We start from the raw sequence: 16,081 nt of genomic DNA, 5'->3' as shown, positions 1-16,081 counted from the left end.
GGCGCGCCGGCCGGTCGCCGCGCCAATCGTTCCCAAAAATCCGATTTGTCAGGTCAGGCGGCCTGCGTCAGCGCCGCTTCGGCGTCGCGCTTGATGCGCTTGACCATCGAGCGCAGGCCGTTAGCGCGCTGCGGCGACAGGTGCTCGTCGAGGCCGAGCGTCTTCAGAGTCGCTTCCGCGTCGGTCTTCTGGATCTCGCTCGCCGGCCGCCCGGAATACAGCGCCAGCATGATGGCGACCAGGCCGCGCACGATATGAGCGTCCGAATCGCCCCTGAAGGCGATGACCGGATCGGCGCCCGGTCCGTGCTCGGTGGTGAGCCACACCTGGCTGACGCAGCCCGGCACCTTGTTGGCGGGGGTGCGCTCGGCTTCCGGAAACGGCGGCAGCGCTTCGCCCAGTTCGATCACATAGCGATAGCGGTCCTCCCACTCGTCGAGCAGGGAAAAGTCGTCGCGGATCGTTTGGATCGTCGTTGTCATTGTGCCGGATATAGTCATCCGGCGTCCTCGCGTCACGGAAAAAGAAGAAAACACCGCAGGCGTCGAGAGGTCGGACGGGCCTGCGGTGTCGCCAATCAGCGGCTGAAAACTCAATTCTTCGTCGGCGCCTTCGCCGGGATGTTGACGGTCGCCGGCAGGACGATGTCGACGCTGCCGGTGGCGACGGACGTGTCGAGCCCGTTCGCCGGCTTGTCGCCGGTGTCGTCCATCATGGCGGCGGCGATCTTCGCGGTCTCCCTGGCGCGGACGCCAATCGTGTGCATGGCGGATTTGCCGGTCTCGCAGACATCGGGCTTGCGCTCGCAGATGCCGGCAATGTCGCCGACCGCCTCGCGCGCCGCAAACAGCGCCTGGATCGGCCCGACGCTGTCGTGGCCGGCCTCGTCGCTGCCGACATTCAGCGGCAGGGCCAGCAGCACCAGCGAAAACCAGAAAACCATTCTAATAAGAAAGCCCATCTCAATGCCCTCTCGTCCGTGACCGGATCACGCATCCTTCGGCATGACCTCTTTTATGGGCTGCATAGTGGCACACACGCGCAAAGACCGGCTTGTAAGCAAACAGAGAATTTTCCTCAAATTTTAGGCAAATTCGAAAGGATTGGTTTTGCAACCGATTTCACTTAAATCTCATCGCTTGCATTAACTTTACGATAACCATGTATCTTGTTGTTATTAAAGTGTATTTTGAAACGCGAGGGCGATTGACGCTCGGTTTTGCGCAGCTTGCCTCCACCGGTTTTGCATAACCCTCCGTTTACCATGGCGCGAGATCGCCGGGTTTCGCCGTGACGGCGTCCCAATATTTGCCGCGGGCCGGGCGTTGACCGGGTCCGCCTTATCCATTCCTTAAACGCTGAATGAGAGTTTCAGGACAACAACAGCGATCTGCGAAAAGCAGGGCAGTTCACGATCGGGTGCGAGTGCGTTGAGTTCGATTACGGCCAGATACGTTGAATTGCCTGGCGCGATGGCTGCCGGCTGCGACCGTATGGTCCATCCGACCATTACCGCCGCGGGCGAGCGCCTGCGCCAGCGCCGCTTCATCGGTGTCATGCTGGCGGCCCCCTTCCTCGCCGCCGGCGCCGCGGTAACGCTGGTCACATCGAGCCTCGGCGCCGCCGTCACGATTGCCGCGATCTTCGCCGCCTTCGGTTTCTGCTGGTTCGCCGCGCTGCTGGTGGCGGCATCGGGTCGGATGGCGCTTGCCGGCCAGGCGGCGCTCGTGCTCGGCGGTCTTGCCCTCGGCACCGCGATCTTCGCCGCGGGCGGGCTGGCTTCGCCCGTCGCGCTGCTTGCGCTTGCGCTGCCATTCGAAACCTGGTGGATCGGCGGCTCGCGACGCGCAGTCTATTGGGGCGCGCTGTCCGCGCTCGGCGCCGTCCTGCTGCAACCTTTCGCCGGCTCGCTGCCACCGCTCGCCCCGGCCGAGATCGCTGCCTGGCACTGGCTCCTGCCGCTGGCCTGGGCGTCGACGCTGATCCCGCGCCTGAATTCGCTGAGCAGCCCGGCTGGCACCCAGCCGGCGTCGCTTGCCGGCGACCGGCTGGAGGATATCATCGATGCCGTGGTTCTGCGCCTCGGCCGGCATGGCGAGGTGCTGGACGCCTCGGCCAAGGCGCGCACCATCCTGCGGCTGCAGCCGGAACTCCTGTTCGGCACCGGCCTGTTCGAGCGCATCCACCTCGCCGACCGCGTCGGCTATCTCTCGGCGCTCGCCGACATGCGCGACGGCGCCGCCATGCGCCGGATCGATCTGCGCATCCGGCTGCCGCGTGATGGCTCGGCAGCCGCCGACAATTTCCAGCCGTTTCGCCTTCAGCTGATGCAGGGCGAACAGCAGGACGCGTTCACGCTGCTGCTCAGCGAGAACGACGATGTCGCGGCGCTGCGCGAAGAGCTCGCCGCTGCCAACGAGACCGCAGCCGAGGCCGAGGTGGCGAAGGGGCGCTTCCTTGCCGTGGTCAGCCACGAGCTTCGCACGCCGCTCAACGCCATCATCGGCTTCTCCGACATGCTGCTGCATGAGATGTTCGGTCCCTTCAAGGATCCGCGCCAGAAGGAATATGTCAGCCTGGTCAGGGACTCAGGCCAGCATCTTCTGGGCGTCGTCAGCTCGATCCTCGACGTCTCCCGCATTGAGGCCGGCGCCTATTCGACCGAGCCGGAGCCGTTCCGCTTCGTCGAGGCGGTCGATATGTGCCGGTCGATGATGCGGCTGCAGGCCGAGACCAAGAACATCGGCCTTGCCGCGCAGATCGCGCCGGATGCGGGCGAGATCAATGCCGACCGCCGCGCCGTGCAGCAGATCCTGATCAACCTCGTTTCCAACGCCATCAAGTTCACGCCGGATGGCGGCAATGTCGTGGTCGGCGCCAAGCGCGTCGGCTCGCGGCTGCATTTCTGGGTCAGCGATACCGGCATCGGCATCGCCGAGGAGGATTTCGCCAATCTCGGCAAGCCGTTCATGCAGATCCAGAATGACTACACGCGCCGCTTCGAGGGAACCGGGCTCGGCCTGTCGCTGGTCAAGGGCCTGGTGGCGCTGCACGACGGCACCATGTCGATCGAAAGCATGCCGGGCGAGGGCACCACGGTGACGATCAGCCTGCCGGTGAACGGGCCGAAGGGCCATTCGCGGGACAAGGATAGCGGCGTGCTGGCGATACCAGCGGTGAAGACCAAGGGGCATGCGAAAGGGGACAGGAATGGCTCGCTCCGCAAGACAGCCTAGGGCGGTCAAGCGCCAAAGCAGCGCCTTCGAGGAGGGCGCGCTCGCGCTCGGCGGCATGATCTCGCGCAATCCGGTGCTGGTCGGCGGCTCGACCGCTTTCCTGGTGACGCTGTTCTACGTGTCGGCCAACGCGCTCTGGTACCAGCCGTTCCCGCACGCCGGCGCCTTCTTCGCCACCCGAAGCATCGAGGACTTTCCGCGCGCGGCTGACGAGCCCGAGACGACGATCAACATCGTGCGGCCGCCGGTCAAGACCGACCCCACCGTCGAGCAGGTCCAGGGCATATTGAAGGATCTCGATTTCTATTCCGGCACCGTCGACGGCATCTCCGGCCCCAACACGCGCAAGGCCATCCAGGCCTATCAGCAGAAGGTCGGGCTGCCGGCGACCGGCGAAATCGACGCCGTGCTGCTCGACCAGCTCGGCGCCAGGCAGACGACGGCGGCCATCCCGCATCCGGTGCCGAGGCCGGTGGACAGCGTCGCCGCTCCCGCCGTCGCGCCTGCGCCCATCCCGGTCTCCGCGCCGGCCGATGCCGCCGCGCCGGCGCCCGATGCCCGCATCGTCAAGATCCAGGCCGGGCTGAAGGCCTTCGGCAATGACGACATGCAGCTCGACGGCGTCGTCGGCGCGCGAACCAAGGCGGCGATCATGGAATTCCAGTCGCTGTTCGGCCTGCCGCAGACCGGCGAGCCCGACGAGATCGTCTACGTCAAGATGCGCGAGATCGGCCTGACCAACTGAGCGTCGGCCGATAGCTGGAGCGATCTGTTTTGGTTTCCGGCTTGATGCTGTAAGGAGCCGCGCATGTCGTCCGGAACCTTGCCATGCGCGTGACCACTGACCTGTGGGTGTCGGCCCTGTTGCGCCGGGTGTTCGCCGCTGGCGGTTTTGCCGCCGTGGTCACGCGCGGCGCGGCCGAGGCGGGCGCGATCTTCGTGCTGTCGCGCGGCCGGCTGGGCGAGGTCGCCCTGTTCGGGCCGGCGCCGCAGACCAGCTACGATTCGGCCAAGCCCGACGAGCGCTTCTTCAGCCTGCTCGGCTCCGGCGACGATGCCGCGCCGTTCGACGCCAGGCTGGAGCGCGAGAAGAAGTTCGATCCCGATATATGGGTGGTCGAGATCGAGGCCGGCGCCGTTCCGGTCGAGGAGCTTTTGTCCGTCAGGACGGACTCATGACGCCTTGAGGCTGGCGGCCGCGTCGCCGCTGTTCGAGGCCCGGCGCTCCTCGTCATTCGCCCTGTCGGCTGCGTTGCCGCTGATCCCCCGCGACAGGGTCTCGGCCTTCCAGTTGCGCACCTTGTCGAGCGCCGCCTCGCGATGCAGCAGGCGGTAGCGGTCGAGGAACAGGCGGATCGCCTGCGGATGGGGAAACTCCCGGGGGTAGACGGCGACGGCGATCAGGAAGGCGCGATCCTCGCTGAGGTCGAGCGAGCGCAAGGCGGCGAGCAGCGCGGCATAGCTGGCCTGCTCGGTCAGCGAGCGCGCCGTCTGGAAATCGATGTCGAGTGCGTCCGCCAGCGCGGTCTGGAAGAACGCCGCATTGCCGGTCAGCGCGGTCTCGCGCAGCTTCACAAAGCTCGCCCGGCCGACGAACGGATTGACACTCTCGCTTCCGGTTTCAGGACGCATCATCGCGCGCAGGCGGCGCCTGGCATTTTCGGCAGCCATGCCTGGCGGTTGCCGCGCATCCTCGTCGGTGGCGATGGCGAGCGATTCCGCGGCCGGTGTCGCTTCGGCTTTGGCCGACGCCGCTTCGGCTTTCGCGGACACTGGCTGCGCGATCGGCTGTGGCGGCCGCACCCTGACCAGCGTCGGCTTCTCGAGCGCCCTGATCAGATCAGCGATGGTCGGGTTCAGTTCCTTGCGGCGCGCAATGGCGCGCGCATGCGGCAGGCCGTGTCGCCCGATCAAGGCGATGAGGTCGATGTCGCTCAGCGCCCGCGAGCGGGTCAGCAAGGGAGCGGCGATGTCGACCGGCTCCTCAGCCAGCCGCCGGACCAGGGCGCCTGGCGCGTATTCGCATTCGGAAAGCGCGGCGGCGACGTAGCGTCGCGATTCGACCGACACCTCTTCGAACAGCGGCAGCGTCAGGTCCTCGAGTTGGCCGATCTGGCGCCGCGATGGGCGCGTGAGCGAGCAGAATGCCGATACCGATGCGCGGAACAGCCTTTCGGCCTTTCCCGCCTCCGTCCGAATAGCGATTTGCCTGAAATCCGAAGATGACACGGAGGATACGCCCGATACTCGACACAAGCCTGGCTTTGCTCGACCGAACCGTGCCGGTTTCGCGTTCGCCAGAAACAAAGATCAAATTAGCGGCGATCCGTTAGCGCTCCGTTAACCCTCTGCCCGCCTTAATCAACTTTGGAGGCGTTGCGTTCTGCTCCGGTGCAACCGAGAGGAATACGCGAACCATGGGCATGGTACTGTCTTTCGTGCCGCGACCGGCACCAGTAAATCGAGCAGTTCAGAACACCGGCACGCCGGCGGCGGTGATCATCTTCCCCGGCGTCCGCTACGAACAGCCGCCAGTGGCCGGCGAGACGCGGCCGGCTGGCCCGGACAAGCCGCCGACGCCCGTGCCGCATCACTAGGGCAGGCGGCAAGGACGCTCCAGCACTGGGGATAGCGCAGGCGGGGCCGGCCGGTCAGTACTCCTGCAGCTCGCAGGAGCTCTGCTCCAGGAAGCGTGACACGATCGGTTTCCAGCTGTCGTCCGGCACGAAGGCGCGGATGACGAAGATGCCTTCCTCGATCGGCGCCTCGACGAAGATCGCGCCCTGGAGCTCCTCCGGTAGTTCCCGGCGCACATCGATCATCTGCGCCGGCGTCAGCACCACCGTATCGAGCACGCCACCGGTCGCGGTGTGGTCGTTGAAGGAATAGAAATTGTGGCCGTTGCGGTCATAGACCGAGACCGACCAGAACGGCACGTGGCCCGGCGCCTTGATGCGCACCAGGCCTTCGGCGAGGTCGAAGCGGCAGGCGGCCGCGTAGAACAGCGGATCGACCGACTTCACCACCGGCGCGCCGCCGGCCTCGGCGTCGAGCCTGGTCATCCTGTAGAGGTCCGAGGCCATCGCCAGCCGCGACCAGGCATCGCGCTCGGAAAAATCCGGCACCAGCATCAGCACCACGATATGGACGATGCCGGCGCCGATCAGGCCGAGCAGCACGGCGTGGAAGAGCCTACGCATTGCAGCCCACTTTCACGATGCTGGGCAGCGCCACGTCGGACAGGCCGGTGCTGCTGGCGATCGGCGTATCGTAGAAGGTGAGCACGAAATACATCTTGCCGAAGCCGTCGGTCAGCAGCCAGTTGCCGGGGGCGGGGCGGTTGCCGACGGCAATCGTCACCGCATTGTCGGGCTGGCGAAGCACCTGGTAGGACTGAAGCGCGGCCAGCCTCGGCTTGCCGGTGTCGACCACGCCCAGCGACTGGTCGGCGGCATAGAGCGTCCAGAAGCGGGCGGTCGGGAATCCGCCTTCGATCGTATAGGCGCATTCGCGCCTCAACGGCTCGCCGCCGGCATCGCGCTCAGCGATGAAGGACAGGCCCTCGGCCTTGCCCAGCGCCAGCACGCCCTCGCGCGCCACGCGCGCTTTCGAATAGGGGTCGGCGCCTTGCGTGCCGATCTCGGGAAAGGCCGTCCATTGGCCGATCCTGATCGCGCCGACGCCGTCCTGCGCCTGCAGCGCATACCAGACGCTGCCGCCGCCGACGCCGACGGCAATGGCAAGCGAAAGCAGCGTCAGGAGGGCGGTCTTGAGCATGAACAGCCAAAACAGGAGAACTTGTCGTTCGGGGATATCGCGGGCAGGGGCCTCGTGGCAAGCGGGTTGTCCCCTTCTCCCCTAGTGGAGAAGGGGACAAGCGAAGCTCGGTCAGATGAGAGGTTTTCCAGCTTGGCAATGACGGCGATCCGTCACCTGCGCTCAGAGCGCCGACAGCGTTTCCGGCGCCTTGGGCGCGTCGAGCACTGGGGCTCTCTGGAACGCCTTGGTCATCTCGCGCAGCATCTGGGTGGTCTGGCTGGACAACACCGGCGGCCGCTCGGCCGCGGCCTGCGCTTCGGCCGCCTCGGCGTTCTTCTTGGCGGCCTCCTCGGCCTTGGCCGCGACTTCCGGATCGACGAACGGGTGGTCGAGGCCGGGGATCGGCTTCAGGTCGATGTTCTGGTGCGCATAGACCATCAGCCGCTGCCACACCATCGCCGGCAGCGTGCCGCCGGTCATCTTGTTGGTCGGCGTGAAGTCGTCATTGCCAAGCCAGACGGCGGCCGTGTAGTTGCCGGTGAAACCGACGAACCAGGCATCGCGATAGGATTGCGTCGTGCCGGTCTTGCCGGCGACGACGATGTTGGGGAGCTGGGCGCGCCGTGCCGTGCCGATCACCGGTACCGCCGCCAGCATCGTGTTCATGTATTTCAGCGCCTGCTCCGACAGCACCCGGTGCGGCGGCGGCGCGTCCTTGGCCCAGTCATAGACGACATCGCCGGTGCGGGTGACGAGCTGGGTGATGCCGTGCCTCGAGCCGACGAGGCCGTTCTGCGCGAAGACGCTGTAGCCCGTCGCCTGGTCCATCACCGTCATGCCCGACGTGCCGAGCACCATGGTCTTGTGCCCTTCCAGCGGCGACTCCACGCCCATCGATTCGGCCATCGCCTTGATCGGCCCGATGCCGAGATGGTCCTTGGCCAGCCGCACCGGCACGGTGTTGATCGACTTGGCGATCGCCGTGATCAGCGTCACATTGCCGGCCGAGCCGCCATTGTAGTTGTGCGGCGACCAGCCGCCCCAACTGATCGCGCCGCCGGAGACGACCGAGTCCGGCGTGAAGCCGTGCTCCATCGCGGTCGCATAGACATAGGGCTTGAACGAGGAGCCGGTCTGGCGCAGCGCCTTGGTGGCGCGGTTGAACTGGCTGGCGCCATAGTCGCGGCCGCCGACGATGGCGCGCACCGCGCCGTTGGTCTCGATCACCACCACCGCGCCTTCGGTGACGTTGTATTCCTTGCCGAACTGGCGGAGATGGAATTCCACCGATTCCTCCGCCGCCTTCTGGATGTTGGCGTCGAAGGTGGTGTGGGCGACCAGCGAATGCTGGCCGGGCTTGGCGATCTTCTTGACCTCGTCGAAGGCCCAGTCGAGGAAGTAATCCGGGCTTTTCTGCTCGCCGCGGTCGACGACGTCGGCCGGGTGCAGTCTTGCCTGCAGCACCTGGCCCTCGGTCATGAAGCCGGAATCGACGAGGTTGGACAGAACCACATTGGCCCGCGCGCGGGCGGCCGGCAGGTTGATGTGCGGGGCATATTTGGTCGGCGCCTTGAACAGGCCGGCCAGCATCGCCGCCTCGGCGAGGTTCAGATCCTTGACGCTCTTGCCGAAATAGAAATCCGCCGCCGCCTCGATGCCGAACGTGCCGCCGCCCATATAGGCGCGGTCGAGATAGAGCTGCAGGATCTCCTTCTTGGAAAGGTTGGCCTCCAGCCACAGCGACAGGAAAGCTTCCTTGATCTTGCGCTCCAGGGTGCGCTCATTGGTCAGGAACAGGTTCTTGGCCAATTGCTGGGTGATGCTGGAGCCGCCCTGCACGACCGAGTTGGCGCGCACATTCTCGAAGATGGCGCGCGACAGGCCGAGCACGTCGATGCCGTAATGGTCGAAGAAACGCCGGTCCTCGGTCGCCAGCACCGCCTTGATGACATGGTCGGGCATCTCGTCGACCGGCACGGAATCGCGCTGGATGATGCCGCGCTGGCCGATCTCGTTGCCGTAGCGGTCGAGGAAGGTGACGGCGAAGTCGCCCTGGGCGCGCCAGTCTCCGTCGGTGATCTGGAAGGCGGGCATGGCCAGCGCAAGCAGTACGACGACGCCGCCGGCGCCCATGGTGAAGCCTTCGCTGAGCACCTCGATGATGCCGCGCCGCCAGCCCTTGACGCGGAAGCGTCGGGAAAAGATGGTCGCCGCTTCCCAGAATTCCCGCGCCTTGAAGCCGATCTCGTAGAGCGAGGAATCGAGCCAGGCGTCGACGGCAAGCAGCGCCGAGGCGATGCGGCCTCTTCTCTTGCGTGGTCTCAAAGGACTTGCCATTGCAGAATTCCGCCCCAGCGCACTGCCCGAAACAGCATCGGTAGTTTCGGAGAGTGGCACCCTGCGCGACTATTCGACCATTTTACCACCGCTCACAAGGGCAGCGAAGCCACACACAAGCTTTGTTGATCGCTAAGGTTGATAATGCGGACTCAGCGATATCACCGCGCCGCGATGAAGCGCATGAAATGCGCCACGTCCGCATCGCTCGGCTCCTGGCCGGTGAAGGCGCGCAGATAGGCAGCGAGATGGCTGACGCGCGCCTCGACCGGTTCCTTCAGGTCGAGCACATAGTAGCCGATCTGCATGTAGTAGAGAACGCGCGCCCGGATGAAGGCATTCTCCGCGTCATAGCCGTGTCGCTGGTACATGTCGCGGATGGCGGTGAGGCGATCGTCGTCGGCCTGGTCGATCATGCGCCGCACGTCGTCGGAACGGCGTGCCCATTCGCGGATGGCGAAATCGAGCCTCGGGTCGAACATGCGCTCGTCGGCCCAGCATTCGAACACGTTGAGCACGCCCATGATGATGGTTGCGGCCGGGCGCCGGGCGCGCTCGACGATCGCCTTGGTGTTGGTCTCATGCCAATGCTTCAGCAACTGGTCGAGCAGATCCTGCCGGCTTTCGAAATACCAATAGAAGCTCGATCGCGACACGCCCAACTTCTGGCCGAGCGACAGCACGCGCACGCTCTCGATACCGTCGGAAATCAGGATTTCGAGCGCGAGCTTGATCCAGTCCTGGCGCGTCACCTTGATGTTGCCGGGCGCCGGCTCGTCCTGCGGAGCAATCATGATCATGGACACACAAGTGGCACGGCCAGTTGCCTCGCGCAAGCTCTGCACATAAGTGTCTAGACACATATGTACAGTGGGTATATGGTCACGGCTTCCAACGAGAGGGAGAGGCTCGTGAAGTCGTACGCCGGGGCAGACCGGCCTCGACCGTTTCATCGCCGTCTCCAAGCGCGACTTCATCGGCCGTGACGCGGCGCTGAAGGAACGTGACGCCGGCGTCTCGCGGCGGATCGTGACGCTGGAGATCGATGCCGTCGATGCCGACGCCAGCGGTTTCGAGCCGGTCTGGCACAAGGGTCGGCGCGTCGGCTTCGTCACCTCCGGCGGCTTTGGCTACACGGTTCGCAAGAGCGTCGCGCTGGCGTTGGTGGACGACGATTTCGCCGGGGAGGGGACGGAGCTTTCGGTGCACATTGTCGGCGTCGAACGGCCGGCGCGCGTCATCCCCGCCTCACCCCACGACCCCGACGGCAAGGCGATGCGGCAATAGAGCATGATCCCGAAAAGTGGGAACCGGTTTTCGGAAAAGATCATGCCCAAACAAGAGGATAAGATGGAACGGGATGACGCTTCGAAGAAAAGTCATCCTGTTCCAAGGAGGATATGACATGGTTGAAGATGTCGCCCGCGATCTGAGGCGCGAACGCCGGCGTGGACGCACCGGCGAGGCGGGCAGCGAGTCAAGCCGCCGGCCGGACTACCGGTCGCTCAAGAACCCGTTCCTGCCGCAGCCGATCTTCTCGGAGGACCAGGTCGCGGCCATCCACGACACGGCGCTGCGCGTGCTGGAGGAACTCGGCATCAAGGTGCTGCTGCCGGAAGCGCGGCATGTCTTGGCCGGCGCCGGCGCGCTGGTCGACGAGGACAGCCAGATGGTGCGCATCGGCCGCGACTTGGTCGAGGCGGCACTGGCCTCGGCGCCGCGCTCGATCAAAGCCCATGGCGGCGCGCGCGATCGCGATCTGATGCTCGAACTGGGCTCGATGACCTTCCTCGCCGGGGCCGGCGCGCCCAACGTCACCGATCTCGAACGCGGCCGGCGGCCGGGCACGTTGGCCGCCTACGAGGAACTGACCAAGCTCATCCAGCATTTCGACGTGCTGCACATGCTTTGTCCCAGCATCGAGCCGCAGGATGTCGACAATCGCTTCCGTCACTATGCCGTCAACCGGGCGCAGCTGACGCTCTCGGACAAGTTCCCGTTCGTCTTCGCGCGCGGCACTCCGCAGGTCGACGACAGTTTCGAGATGGTCCGCCTGGCGCGCGGCCTCTCCGAGGACGAGTTCCGCGCCGGCGCTCATTGCTACACCGTCATCAACACCAACTCGCCGCGCCAGCTCGACATCCCGATGGCGCAAGGCATCATCGATTTCGCCAGGGCCGGCCAGGTGTCGATCATCACGCCCTTCTGCCTGGCCGGCGCCATGGCGCCGATCACCGTTGCCGGCGCGCTGACGCTGCAGCATGCCGAGGCGCTGGCAGGGCTGACGCTGGCACAGATCGTGCGACCCGGGGCGCCGGTCGTCTATGGCTCCTTCTCCTCCAATGTCGACATGAAGTCGGGCGCGCCGGCCTTCGGCACGCCGGAGCACGTCAAGGCGACGCTCGGCGCCGGCCAGCTCGCCCGCTTCACCGGACTGCCCTGGCGCTCCGGCGGCGGCAGCGCCGCCAACATTTCCGACGCTCAGGCCGCGCATGAGACGCAGTTCGCGCTGTGGGGCTCGGTACTGGCCGGCGCCACCGTCTGCATCCACGCCGCCGGCTGGCTGGAAGGGGGGCTGAGCGTCTCCTACGAGAAGCTGATCACCGACATCGAGGCGCTGCAGACGGTCGCCGAGCTTTGCGCGAGGACACCCGGCGACGAGGATTCCATCGGCTTCGAGGCCATCGCGGAGGTGCAACCGGGCGGCCATTTCTTCTCCGCCGGTCACACCATGGCGCGCTACCGCACCGCCTTCTACGAGCCGCTGGTCGCCGACTGGTCGAACTTCGGTAGCTGGACGCAGGCCGGTTCGAAGAGTGCCACCGAGCGCGCTACCGGCATCTGGAAGCGGCTGCTCGCCGACTTCCAGCCCCCGGCTTCGGCCGCCGCCACGGCCGGCGTGCTCGACGAGTTCATCGCCCGACGCACCGAGGAGGGCGGCGCTGCGCCGGTGTCTTGACGGAGATCAGTCCAGCCTTGCGGAACTGCCGCAAGGCGACAAGGCATTCCTGACGCCAGGCCAGTCATATCCGGACAGGAAGTGTCATGCGGTCTGGCGCGGGTCTTGCGACGCGGCTACGCTGCATGTGAAGACTGTTGGCGGCGCAAGGGATTGTCCAAGGCGTGACTGGCGAGCGGAGACGACGATGACGGCGCCCGACGATTTGCTGCAGGCCTTGTTCCAGAGATTGAAGAGTGACGCGAAGCTGACGGCGCTGCTGGGCGGCGCCGGCCTGCTCGAGCGGGCAACCGAGAACGCCGCCTTTCCTTATGTCACGTACGGCCACACCAGCGCGTTCGACCAGGACACCGGCGCCGACAACGACGCCGACCAGCTTGTCACGCTGCATGTCTGGTCGAAGGCCCATGGCGAGGCTGAAACGCGCCTCATCATGAACCGCATCGAGGCGCGCCTTGCGGGAGCGGCGCTGTCCATCGGCCCGCGCGGGCAAACACGCCTGTCGCTGGAGTTCGCCGAGGCTCGCTACGACGAGGACCTTGCGGTCCATCATGGACTGCAGCGCTTCCGCGCCGTCACGCGGGAAGACGCCTGACGGATCGCATTAAAGCTGAGCCGCGATCTCGGCCTTGTCGATGACCGACCAGACCTCGCATATGTGCGCGTCGCGAAATTCGTAAAACACGTTCTAGGCGAAGCTGACCCGCTTGCCGTTCACGGGCAATCCGAACAACCTGCCTTTGGGTGTGCAGTCGAAATGCAGGCGGGCAGCCACGCGCGGCGGCTCGCAAACCAGGAGTTCGATGCTGAAACGGAGATCGGGAATGGCCTGGAAATCGCCTTCGAGCATGCGCCGATAGCCCGACAGTCCAACCGTTTCGCCATTGTACTGCACCGCCTCGCCGACGAACCGGCCGAGATTGGCCCAGTCCTGGGCGTTGAGACACGCGATGTAGCCACGGTAAAGTTCGGCAAGTTCCTCGCGTCCCATCGCCTGCTACTCTCCTCATCGGGTCTTCGTACTCTACCCGGGGCAAGGCGAAAGGTCTGCAACGAAACCATTAGCCGCCACCGCCGTTTTCCGGTTATGAGTCTGGGGTCGGGCCTGAGGGGAACGGCGCGATCGCAGTTGCGTTTCAGGGGGTGTTGCGGGCATGGTTTTTCGGGCGTTCACCGTTCATTTCACGTTCAGCACCGATGCGTTACAACGCCTGCCATGAATACGTTTCGCTCCCATCTCCGAACCGCGACACTGGCGCTCGCAGCGACGGGCCTGCTCGCGTCGCAGGCAATGTCGGCTCCGGCCATCGCGCCTGACGACACGCAGCCGTTCGTCGTCGCCGCATCGGACTGCTACGCGATCGGCCAGCAGGTGGCGGCGCAGAATGGCGGCACGCTGGCCAAGGCCTCGCAGGCGACGCGTGGCGGCCAGGCGGTCTGCGTCATCGTCGTGCTGGTGCCCGGCAAGGATGGGCAGCGCCCGCGCCGCACCGAGATCGTCGTTCCGCTGAATTGATATCGAAGTTTCCCAAACTATTGGAATCGCTGTATATCCGCCCTGAACGTCAAGAGGTTTGAACTCCGGCATGCGTGTGCTCGTCGTCGAAGATGACAAGGATCTCAACCGGCAGGTGTCGGACGCGCTGGTCGACGCCGGCTATGTCGTCGACCGCGCCTTCGACGGCGAGGAGGGGCATTTCCTCGGCGACACCGAGCCTTACGACGCCGTCGTCCTCGATATCGGCCTGCCGCAGATGGACGGCATCAGCGTGGTCGAGCGCTGGCGCCGCGGCGGCCGCAAGATGCCGGTGCTGATCCTCACCGCGCGTGACCGCTGGAGCGACAAGGTGGCCGGCATCGATGCCGGCGCCGACGACTATGTCACCAAGCCTTTCCACATCGAGGAGGTGCTGGCGCGGGTCAGGGCGCTGATCCGGCGCGCCGCCGGCCATGCCTCGTCGGAACTGACCTGCGGGCCGCTGCGCCTCGACACCAAGGCATCCAAAGCTGATGTCGACGGCGTGCCGCTGAAGCTGACCTCGCACGAATTCCGTTTGCTTGCCTATCTCATGCACCATATGGGCGAGGTGGTATCGCGCACCGAACTGGTCGAACACCTCTATGACCAGGATTTCGATCGCGATTCCAACACCATCGAAGTCTTCGTCGGCAGGCTGCGCAAGAAGATGGGCATCGACATGATCGAAACCGTGCGCGGCATGGGCTACCGCATGCGTGAGCCGGAGGCGTAAGGCGGAACCGCTCGCTACAATCGCAAGGAAGCCTTTCGCGGCGCGGCTCTGGCCGCGCTCGCTGGCCTTCCGCGTCATTGCGTTCTCGACCCTCTGGGCGATCCTGACGCTGGTCGTCATCTTCACCCTGATCACAACGCTTTACCGTCAGGCGAGCGAGCGCGGCTTCGACAGCTTGCTGTCGGCGCATCTGTTCAACCTGATCGGGTCGGTCGGCATTTCCGACAACGGGGCGCTCACCGGCGCGCCGGATCTTGGCGACCTGCGCTTTTCCGAACCGAATTCCGGCTGGTACTGGTCCGTGGAGCCGGCCTCCGAGGGCGTCCACGGCGAGATCCACTCCTCCTCGATGACGACGTCGGTCCTGTCGCCTTCCGTCGCCGAGGTTCCCTTTAACGCGAACTTCCAGCGCAGCTACTCGGCCGAAGGCATCAAGGGCGAGGAGCTTGAAGTGTTCGAGAGCGAATTCGTCCTCGACGCCAAGAACCGCGCCGCGCGCTTCCGCGTCATGGGCAATCAGACCGAGCTGGAACAGGAGATCGCTACCTTCCAGCGCCGCCTGCTCACCTATCTGTCGCTGTTCGGCGTCGGCATGATAGCCATCAACGCCATTGCCATCCTGATCGGCCTGCAGCCGCTGCGCCGTGTCCGCAACGCGCTGGCCATGGTGCGCGAGGGCACTGCGCAGCGGCTCGACGGCCGCTTCCCGGCCGAGATCGAGCCGCTTGCCAACGAAACCAACGCGCTGATCGAGAACAACAAGCGCATCGTCGAGCGTTCGCGCACGCAGGTCGGCAACCTCGCCCATTCGCTGAAGACGCCGCTCGCGGTGCTGCTCAACGAGGGCCGGGCGCTCGGCGGCGCCAAGGGCCAGCTCATCGCCGAACAGGCCGCCTCGATGCAGAAGCAGGTCGACCACTATCTGCAGCGGGCGCGCGTCGCCGCCCAGCGCGACAGCGTAGTCTACCGCACGCCGGTCACGCCGCTGGTGCAGCGCATGGTGCGGGTGCTGCAGAAGCTCAAGCCGGAGATCAAGCTTACACTGTCGCTGCCGGCGGCCGAGATCATCTTCGGCGGTGAGCGCGAGGATCTGGAGGAACTGCTGGGCAACCTCCTCGACAACGCCCTGAAATGGGCGAAGGGTGCGGTCGCCGTCTCGGTGGCGCCGGTTCCCGGCGTCAGCCTGTTCGAGATATCGATCGAGGATGACGGCCCGGGCATTCCCGAGGACAAGGCGCGCGAGGCGCTGAAGCGGGGCCGGCGCCTCGACGAAACCAAGCCCGGCACCGGGCTCGGCCTCGCCATTGTCGCCGACCTCGTCAACGAATATGGCGGCGTGCTGGCGCTGGAACGCTCCGCCATGGGCGGCTTGAAGGCGGTAGTGCGGTTGCGGAGCCTTCAGTGATGCCTTGCCCGGGCCGGTCGACATCGATGGGCGGAGCATGGTATGCGCCACGTCGATTGCTCCCGATGTCGGCGGCCGCGGCCAAATTTCCGACAAACATCAACACTATGGCCACGCCAACTTTCCCGATGGC

The 16,081-nt window shown here is 65.5% G+C and carries 16 protein-coding genes and 2 pseudogenes; 10 read left to right on the top strand and 8 right to left on the bottom strand.

What is annotated here, in order from left to right; translation table 11 throughout:
- Positions 1-53: 53 nt before the first annotated feature.
- Both EN786_RS06590 and EN786_RS06585 read right to left on the bottom strand, forming a co-directional pair.
- Positions 54-482, bottom strand: a complete 429-nt coding sequence (locus EN786_RS06590; protein WP_127283112.1) for a SufE family protein — start codon at positions 480-482, stop codon at positions 54-56.
- A gap of 110 nt (positions 483-592) precedes the next feature.
- Complete coding sequence (locus tag EN786_RS06585) at positions 593-961, bottom strand: DUF5330 domain-containing protein (protein WP_127283103.1); 369 nt, start codon at positions 959-961, stop codon at positions 593-595.
- Between the two features lie 532 nt (positions 962-1,493).
- Between EN786_RS06585 and EN786_RS06580 the strand changes: the two genes are divergently transcribed.
- The 3 genes from EN786_RS06580 (at position 1,494) to EN786_RS06570 (ending at position 4,415) form a co-directional block, all read left to right on the top strand.
- The gene (locus tag EN786_RS06580) at positions 1,494-3,236 is read left to right on the top strand and encodes a HAMP domain-containing sensor histidine kinase (protein ID WP_127283104.1); all 1,743 of its coding nucleotides are present in this window, start codon (positions 1,494-1,496) and stop codon (positions 3,234-3,236) included.
- Positions 3,211-3,981: a peptidoglycan-binding protein gene (locus tag EN786_RS06575; RefSeq protein WP_127283105.1), complete on the top strand. Its 771-nt coding sequence runs from the start codon at positions 3,211-3,213 to the stop codon at positions 3,979-3,981. Before EN786_RS06580 ends, EN786_RS06575 begins: the two co-directional genes overlap by 26 nt.
- A gap of 83 nt (positions 3,982-4,064) precedes the next feature.
- Entirely contained in the window at positions 4,065-4,415 is a 351-nt protein-coding gene (locus EN786_RS06570; RefSeq protein WP_127283106.1) for a DUF1491 family protein, read from the top strand.
- Here the strand turns inward: EN786_RS06570 and EN786_RS06565 are convergent.
- Positions 4,410-5,465, bottom strand: coding sequence for a DUF2336 domain-containing protein (locus EN786_RS06565; RefSeq protein WP_127283107.1), 1,056 nt, complete (start codon positions 5,463-5,465; stop codon positions 4,410-4,412). The genes EN786_RS06570 and EN786_RS06565 overlap by 6 nt on opposite strands.
- 188 nt (positions 5,466-5,653) lie before the next feature.
- Between EN786_RS06565 and EN786_RS06560 the strand changes: the two genes are divergently transcribed.
- Positions 5,654-5,833, top strand: a complete 180-nt coding sequence (locus EN786_RS06560; protein WP_187331197.1) for a hypothetical protein — start codon at positions 5,654-5,656, stop codon at positions 5,831-5,833.
- A 54-nt stretch (positions 5,834-5,887) separates the two neighbouring features.
- On the opposite strand, the gene EN786_RS06555 is transcribed toward EN786_RS06560, so the two are convergent.
- The 4 genes from EN786_RS06555 to EN786_RS06540 all read right to left on the bottom strand — a co-directional run bounded on the left by EN786_RS06555 (position 5,888) and on the right by EN786_RS06540 (position 10,132).
- On the bottom strand, positions 5,888-6,436 hold the full coding sequence (locus EN786_RS06555; protein WP_127283109.1) for a DUF1254 domain-containing protein: 549 nt from the start codon (positions 6,434-6,436) through the stop codon (positions 5,888-5,890).
- Complete coding sequence (locus tag EN786_RS06550; RefSeq protein WP_127311006.1) at positions 6,429-7,013, bottom strand: DUF1214 domain-containing protein; 585 nt, start codon at positions 7,011-7,013, stop codon at positions 6,429-6,431. Before EN786_RS06550 ends, EN786_RS06555 begins: the two co-directional genes overlap by 8 nt.
- A 162-nt stretch (positions 7,014-7,175) precedes the next feature.
- Positions 7,176-9,332 (bottom strand): penicillin-binding protein 1A, encoded by a 2,157-nt coding sequence (locus EN786_RS06545; protein ID WP_127284055.1) that lies wholly within the window; start codon positions 9,330-9,332, stop codon positions 7,176-7,178.
- A gap of 161 nt (positions 9,333-9,493) precedes the next feature.
- Positions 9,494-10,132: a TetR/AcrR family transcriptional regulator gene (locus EN786_RS06540; protein WP_127284054.1), complete on the bottom strand. Its 639-nt coding sequence runs from the start codon at positions 10,130-10,132 to the stop codon at positions 9,494-9,496.
- A 124-nt stretch (positions 10,133-10,256) separates the two neighbouring features.
- Here EN786_RS06540 and EN786_RS06535 point away from each other — a divergent pair.
- From EN786_RS06535 to EN786_RS06525, 3 genes and pseudogenes are all read left to right on the top strand, one after another.
- Positions 10,257-10,619: pseudogene (locus tag EN786_RS06535) on the top strand (glycine cleavage T C-terminal barrel domain-containing protein); the annotation flags it as partial.
- Between the two features lie 118 nt (positions 10,620-10,737).
- Positions 10,738-12,291 (top strand): trimethylamine methyltransferase family protein, encoded by a 1,554-nt coding sequence (locus tag EN786_RS06530; protein WP_127284053.1) that lies wholly within the window; start codon positions 10,738-10,740, stop codon positions 12,289-12,291.
- Positions 12,292-12,478: 187 nt separating this feature from the next.
- Positions 12,479-12,886, top strand: coding sequence for a DUF3168 domain-containing protein (locus EN786_RS06525; protein ID WP_127284052.1), 408 nt, complete (start codon positions 12,479-12,481; stop codon positions 12,884-12,886).
- Between the two features lie 9 nt (positions 12,887-12,895).
- Here EN786_RS06525 and EN786_RS06520 read toward each other — a convergent pair.
- Positions 12,896-13,282: pseudogene (locus tag EN786_RS06520) on the bottom strand (ester cyclase).
- A 225-nt stretch (positions 13,283-13,507) separates the two neighbouring features.
- Between EN786_RS06520 and EN786_RS06515 the strand changes: the two are divergent.
- From EN786_RS06515 to EN786_RS06505, 3 genes are all read left to right on the top strand, one after another.
- The gene (locus EN786_RS06515; RefSeq protein ID WP_127284050.1) at positions 13,508-13,807 is read left to right on the top strand and encodes a hypothetical protein; all 300 of its coding nucleotides are present in this window, start codon (positions 13,508-13,510) and stop codon (positions 13,805-13,807) included.
- Positions 13,808-13,877: 70 nt separating this feature from the next.
- Positions 13,878-14,543: a response regulator transcription factor gene (locus EN786_RS06510; protein WP_127284049.1), complete on the top strand. Its 666-nt coding sequence runs from the start codon at positions 13,878-13,880 to the stop codon at positions 14,541-14,543.
- Positions 14,527-15,948 carry an ATP-binding protein gene (locus EN786_RS06505; protein ID WP_127284048.1) on the top strand — a complete coding sequence of 474 codons (1,422 nt, stop codon included), beginning with the start codon at positions 14,527-14,529 and terminating at the stop codon, positions 15,946-15,948. Before EN786_RS06510 ends, EN786_RS06505 begins: the two co-directional genes overlap by 17 nt.
- Positions 15,949-16,081: the final 133 nt, after the last annotated feature.

Source organism: Mesorhizobium sp. M4B.F.Ca.ET.143.01.1.1, from assembly GCF_004792275.1.
In the GTDB taxonomy this organism is placed as follows: Bacteria; Pseudomonadota; Alphaproteobacteria; order Rhizobiales; family Rhizobiaceae; genus Mesorhizobium; species Mesorhizobium abyssinicae.
The sequence above is the reverse complement of the archived record's forward strand: the minus strand, read 5'-3'. Positions and strand labels throughout refer to the sequence as shown.